This is a genomic window from uncultured Campylobacter sp., assembly GCF_938031315.1.
In the GTDB taxonomy this organism is placed as follows: Bacteria; Campylobacterota; Campylobacteria; order Campylobacterales; family Campylobacteraceae; genus Campylobacter_B.
On record NZ_CALHHT010000196.1, the window covers coordinates 1 to 1,892 of the forward strand.

3 protein-coding genes are annotated in these 1,892 nt (G+C 45.1%); 1 reads left to right on the forward strand and 2 read right to left on the reverse strand.

Features of this window, described 5'->3' with window-relative positions:
- Both Q0236_RS05065 and petA read right to left on the reverse strand, forming a co-directional pair.
- Window positions 1-1,041 (reverse strand): cytochrome bc complex cytochrome b subunit (locus tag Q0236_RS05065; protein WP_297915726.1); only part of this gene is annotated, 1,041 nt, incomplete at its 3' end.
- Between the two features lie 9 nt (window positions 1,042-1,050).
- Window positions 1,051-1,557, reverse strand: coding sequence for a ubiquinol-cytochrome c reductase iron-sulfur subunit (gene petA / locus Q0236_RS05070; RefSeq protein WP_297915728.1), 507 nt, complete (start codon window positions 1,555-1,557; stop codon window positions 1,051-1,053).
- 198 nt (window positions 1,558-1,755) lie between these two features.
- Between petA and Q0236_RS05075 the strand changes: the two genes are divergently transcribed.
- A complete protein-coding gene (locus Q0236_RS05075; protein WP_297915730.1) occupies window positions 1,756-1,884 on the forward strand; it encodes a hypothetical protein in 129 nt (42 codons plus the stop codon).
- Window positions 1,885-1,892 lie beyond the last annotated feature (8 nt).

The window sequence follows — 1,892 nt, forward strand, 5'->3', positions numbered from 1 at the left end:
GCTGCTGCGATCAAATAGCGGTATGAAAAATAGCGAAACTCCGGCGAATGCAAAGGCGATAAGCCCGATATCAGCAGCCTTAAGCGGTCCTATGTCGAAGTAAAATCCGCGCAGAATTTCATACTCCCAGAGGAAATACCACTCCGGATAGATATGCGTTGGGGTTTTGAGGCTGTTTGCCGGCTCGAAATTTATCGGATCCATCGCAAAATCGAAGTGAAAGCCGACCAGATAAAAGAAAAATATCATAAAGATACTGACGTAGAAAAAATCCTTCGCCAAAAAGCCCGGCCAAAACGGAATTACCTTGCTTTCGCTAGTTTTTCCTTCCAAATACTTCTCGCCCTCGAGCTCAAAGTCAATCTCCTCGCCGTCTAGGTTATTTACATGCGGAAATCTAAGCGAATAAAAATGCACTGCCAGCACCACAACCACCACGAGAGGCAGCAAACAGACATGAAGCATAAAAAATCGCGTCAGCGTCGGATCGCTTACGGCGTAATCGCCGCGAATCCATTCGACTATCGCGTCACCAACTACTGGAATTCCACCAAAAAGATTAGTAATAACCATCGCTGCCCAGTAGCTCATTTGCCCCCATGGAAGCATATAGCCGCTAAAAGCCTCCGCCGAAAAGATGATGAAAAGCAGCATTCCGCTTACCCAAATCATCTCTCGTCCTTGCTTATACGAGCGGTAATATATAGCTACTAAAGTATGAATGTATAGGATCAAAAATACAACTGATGCCGATACCGCGTGGATATGTCGCCATAGCCAGCCGTATTCGACCTCTTTCATAATCGTGAAATTTACGCTATCGAAGGCCAAATTTACGTCCGGCTTATAATACATCACGAGCATCAGTCCGCTGATAAATAAAACTATAAATAGCGTCATCAAAATAACGCCCATCGCCCAAAGGAAGCTAATATTTTTAGGAATCCAATACTCGCTTACCATCACCTTGAAAAATTTCGTTACGGCGAGCCTTTGGTCGAACCAATCCCAAACTCCCGTAGCTTTTCTTATATGTGCCATCTGCGCCTCCTAAGCTTTCTGCTTTAGGGCCTTGTATTCAGGCCCTTCCTCGCCTAGCACGAGCATCTGCTGATCTATCCTAAACGGCGGTATATCCATCGGGCGCGGCGGCGGACCGAATACGTTAAGCCCGCTTGCATCGAAAATTCCGCCGTGACAGGCACAGATGAACTGTTGCGTCGAAGGTTTGTAGTAGGGAATACAGCCTAAATGGGTGCAAAGGCCGATGCAAAGCGTGTATCTAGCGCCGTCCACCACTACGTCGCGAGCGTCGTTTTGCGCCATTTCGGCCGTTTTTTTGAGTATGAAGACGGGCTTTTTGCGCCACTGAGTTTGATAAAGCTCACCCTCTTTGATCGGACTTAAATCGACCGTGGTAACGCCCGCAGCACGCACGCTAGGAAGCGGATCCCACGATTTTTTCATACCGCCCAGCGCAAAAACGCCGCCCACAGCGGCGACTGCGCCGAAAGCAAGTCCGATAAAGCCGCGTCTATCCTGTTTTAGATCAGACATCTTTATCCTTTCGAAGTAAGAAATTACGAGTTTAATTTTAGCCAAATAAAGATTAAAGCAATATGATTTTAAGCAGAAATTTAGCTTAACCTAGCGAGCTAAATTATATTTTAAGATAGCTTTAATGTCTGCCGAAATATATTCTGCTTCTGTGGCTTAAAATTTAGTGGATTTTTAAATTCCGCCGCGGTATGAAATTTGGTTTTTAAAATTTACTGCAAGCCCAAGCTCTACCGCATCGTCTCGCTATATAAGGGATTTAAAATTCTAAAATTTTATAAAAATGCAACGTCTGTCTGCACCGAGCCGATCGCGCATGGAATTTAAGATTTTAA